At 73.3% G+C, this 3,566-nt stretch carries 3 protein-coding genes and 1 pseudogene; 3 read left to right on the top strand and 1 reads right to left on the bottom strand.

Annotation, left to right across the window (positions count from 1 at the left end; all coding sequences use genetic code 11):
* Positions 1 to 198: 198 nt before the first annotated feature.
* From AOK18_RS10140 to AOK18_RS10130, 3 genes are all read left to right on the top strand, one after another.
* On the top strand, positions 199 to 777 hold the full coding sequence (locus AOK18_RS10140; protein WP_055694091.1) for a SigE family RNA polymerase sigma factor: 579 nt from the start codon (positions 199 to 201) through the stop codon (positions 775 to 777).
* Positions 774 to 1,640: a hypothetical protein gene (locus tag AOK18_RS10135; RefSeq protein ID WP_055694090.1), complete on the top strand. Its 867-nt coding sequence runs from the start codon at positions 774 to 776 to the stop codon at positions 1,638 to 1,640. Before AOK18_RS10140 ends, AOK18_RS10135 begins: the two co-directional genes overlap by 4 nt.
* 143 nt (positions 1,641 to 1,783) lie before the next feature.
* Complete coding sequence (locus AOK18_RS10130) at positions 1,784 to 2,614, top strand: pectate lyase (protein ID WP_055694089.1); 831 nt, start codon at positions 1,784 to 1,786, stop codon at positions 2,612 to 2,614.
* Positions 2,615 to 2,713: 99 nt separating this feature from the next.
* Here AOK18_RS10130 and AOK18_RS10125 read toward each other — a convergent pair.
* Positions 2,714 to 3,566: pseudogene (locus AOK18_RS10125) on the bottom strand (dienelactone hydrolase family protein); the annotation flags it as partial.

The following is a 3,566-nucleotide window of genomic DNA, read 5'->3' as shown; positions in this document are numbered from 1 at the left end:
CGGGCGCGCTTCGTGGTACGGATGCGGGTGACGGCCCGTCGTTCATTGTTCGGATCTCCGGACAGACCTCCGGATGATCACTGCTACGCTCCCGATTCCGCGGCCGGTCCACTCCGGACGTTCACATGTCATCTACATGACACGCGCCATCACGTACCGGGGTCCGCGCCCCGGAACCGCAGCGAGGGGAGGGGGCCCGTGGGCACGCTCATCGACGATGCCGCCTCCGTGGAGTTCCACGCCTTCTTCGAGCGTCACTACGCCGAACTGTCACGGCTGGCGGCCCTGCTGACGGGTGAGGCGGACGCCGCCGACGACCTGGCGGCGGACGCCCTGCTGGCGCTGTGGCACCGCTGGGACCGGGTGCGCGCCGCCGACCATCCGGTGGCGTACGCGCGGGGCGTGGTCGCCAACCTGGCCCGCACCCGCATACGCAGCGCGGTGCGCGAGCGGCGCCGCGTCGCCCTGTTCTGGTCGCAGCGCGAGGAACGGGTCGAGAACCCGGACGTCGCGGGCGTGGTGGACGTGCGGGAGGCGTTGCGCAGGCTGCCGTTCCGCAAGCGGGCGTGCGTGGTGCTGCGGCACGCCTTCGACCTGTCCGAGAAGGACACCGCGCTCGCGCTGGGCGTCTCGGTGGGTACGGTGAAGAGCCAGACCTCGAAGGGGATGGCCGAACTGCAGCGGCTGCTGGGCACGGCGGAGGTGCCGCGGCGGATGCACGCCACGGTGGGACGTCCGGGGAAACCCGCCGGCGAGGACACGGGAAGGGACGGATGACGATGCGGCGGGACGTGCACGACGAGCTGCGCGCCCGGCTGCACGAGGCGGCCGGGGAGCACGAGCCCGACCGGGAGCGCATCCTGGCCCGGGTCGAACGCGGCATGGCCGCCCCGGCGCGTTCCGGCCACCGGGCCACGCGCCCGCCGGTGTTCGGATGGATCCGGGTGGCGGGCACGACGGCCGCGGTGGCCGGGGTGCTCGCGGCGGGCGGTTTCGCGGTCGCGTCCGTGGTGACGGAGCAGGAGCCTCCCGCGCGGCGGCAGGTGGCCGTCTCACCGACCTCGCAGCCCACGCCGTCGCCGGACGCGACGAGCCGGGCACCCCTGCCTCCGCCGGTGCCCTCGGCGGACGCCTCGACGGGGGCCGGGGAGCCGGGTTCGGCCCCGGCCGGCCGGACGCCGGAGCGGGAGACGGGGCCGCCCGCGGCGCGGACCCAGGAGCCCCCCGCGCGTCCCGGGGGCGTCGAGGACGGGCCGTTGTGGTCGGACGGCTCGGTGGACCGGCACAGCAACGAGTTCTGGGCGCAGAGCAACGTCACCCTGAAGACCACCGAGCGGCTGACCGCGCTCACCGTGGAGCTGCGGATCGCGCAGACCGGCGGGGTCTCCTCCACGGGTGCCTGGCGTTCCCCGCCCGAGAAGGACTTCGACCTGACGACCGTCGAACGGGACGGCTTCGTCGTCTACACCTGGACCCTCCGCAAGGGCCGCACGGTCGCGCCGGGCGAGTGGGTCTTCGCCGGGCAGTACGACCACGCGCGCGGCGGCCGGGACGCCGGGACCGACACCTACACCGCGACGGCCACCGCCGGGTCCGAACAGCTCCTGGTGGGCGGCGACTTCGCGGCCCGGGACGACTGACCCGCGGTCGGGATCCCGCTTCCCGGCCGCCGGTGGACGGCGGCCGGGAGGAGACCGGAAAAAACTTTCCCTGATCGCGGCAACCCTTCCCGGCCGTGCGGCAACCAAGAGGCGAAACGATTCTCCTCACGCAAGGACCAAGCATGACTGCACGAGCCGAACAGCCCGTCTCCCACCGCCGCCGGACCGGCAGGAGGCGGGCCGTGATCGCCGGGGTCTCCGCCCTCGGCGTCACCGGTGCGGCGATCCTCACCTCGACGATGCTGTCCACCGCGAGCGCCGCCTCCTCGTGGCCCTCGGACACCGGCGGCAAGCCGGTCTCGAAGACCATCCCGGTCTCCGGGTCCCTCGACGGGGGCATGAAGAAGTACTACGGCACCGGCGCCCTGGGCGGCGACGGCCAGGACGAGGGCCAGGACCCGGTCTTCGAGCTGGCCGACGGTGCCACGCTCAAGAACGTCGTCATCGGCACCCCCGCCGCCGACGGCGTGCACTGCAAGGGCTCCTGCACGCTGCAGAACGTGTGGTGGCTGGACGTCGGCGAGGACGCCGCCAGCTTCAAGGGCACGTCCTCCTCCGCGCAGTACAAGGTGATCGGCGGCGGCGCGCGGAAGGCCGACGACAAGGTGCTGCAGTTCAACGGCGCCGGCACGCTGACGGTGAGCGGCTTCCAGGTCGAGGACTTCGGCAAGCTGGTGCGCTCCTGCGGCAACTGCAAGACGCAGTACAAGCGCACGATCGTGCTGAAGGACATCGACCTGACGGCACCCGGCAAGTCGATCGTCGGCGTCAACACCAACTACGGCGACACCGCCACGCTGTCGCAGGTCCGCATCCACGGGGACGGCAAGAAGAAGATGAAGACCTGCACCCGCTACCAGGGCAACAACACGGGCAAGGAGCCGAAGGACCTCGGCTCCGGCCCCGACGGGAAGCACTGCAAGTTCTCGGACTCGGACATCACCTACAAGTGATCCCGTCGGACACCTGACCGGCACCGGGCCGCCGTCCCCGCACGGAGCGGGGCGGCGGCCCGACCCCTGTGACGGCCCGCCCGCGCCGGCCCGTGCCCGTCACAGGACGGCGTCGAGCCAGGCGTGGACCTCGTCCTGCATCTCCCCGTCGAAGACGTGGCCGCGGTCCGGCCACGTCTTCAGCCGCAGCCGGTGCCCGGCGCCCTGCGAGCGCCACACCGCGCGCAGCTTGTCGTGGGCGGTCCGCACGCCGTCGGCGGGGAACAGCGGGTCGAGCCCGCCGTGGAAGAACAGCATCGGCCGGGGCGCGGCGATGCCCGCCACGTCGGGGAGGTCCAGGTGCCGGGTGAGGCCGGGGTGGAGCATGTGGAACGCCGACTGCCCGCGCAGCGTGTTGTTGCCGGGCACCATCATCTCCTTCAGCCCGGTCATCCAGCACACGCTCGCCGCGGCCGCGACGTGGTCGCTGAGCGCGGCCGCCTGCCAGGCCCGGTAGCCGCCCATGGAGAAGCCCAGGGCGGCCACCCGGCGGGCGTCCACCCGTTCCAGGCCGGCCAGGAAGGCGGCGGCGCGCTGGTCCTCGCGGGCGTGGAGTCCGGCGAGCGAGGAGCCGAGGTGGAAGAGGTTGCTCGCCAGTTCCTGCTGCCGCTCGTAGGCCAGCGGCCCCCGCTCGCCCCATCCGAGGGCGTCCAGGCAGAGCACGACGTGGCCGCGCCGGGCGAGTCCGTCGCCGACGAAGCGTCCGCCGAGCAGTGGGCCGCGCGGTACTTCGGCGGACGCACTTCTCCTTGCCGATGTCGAAGCGGGAGCCGTGGTCGTGCAGGAGCAGCACGGCCGGGAAGGGCCCGGGGCCGTGCGGGGTGAGCAGCACGCCGCGGGTCCTGCCGTACCGGGTGAGCGAGAGGGTCACCAGCTCGCGGGTGAAGCCGCTGCCCTCCGGGCCGCCGGGGGC

The sequence above is a fragment of the Streptomyces prasinopilosus genome, assembly GCF_001419695.1.
In the GTDB taxonomy this organism is placed as follows: Bacteria; Actinomycetota; Actinomycetes; order Streptomycetales; family Streptomycetaceae; genus Streptomyces; species Streptomyces prasinopilosus.
The sequence above is the reverse complement of the archived record's forward strand: the minus strand, read 5'-3'. Positions and strand labels throughout refer to the sequence as shown.

Excerpts from the sequence above, each read along its gene's own strand:
- AOK18_RS10135 (WP_055694090.1), top strand. The coding sequence starts at position 774 with ATGACGATGCGGCGGGACGTGCACGACGAGCTGCGCGCCCGGCTGCAC.
- AOK18_RS10130 (WP_055694089.1), top strand. The coding sequence starts at position 1,784 with ATGACTGCACGAGCCGAACAGCCCGTCTCCCACCGCCGCCGGACCGGC.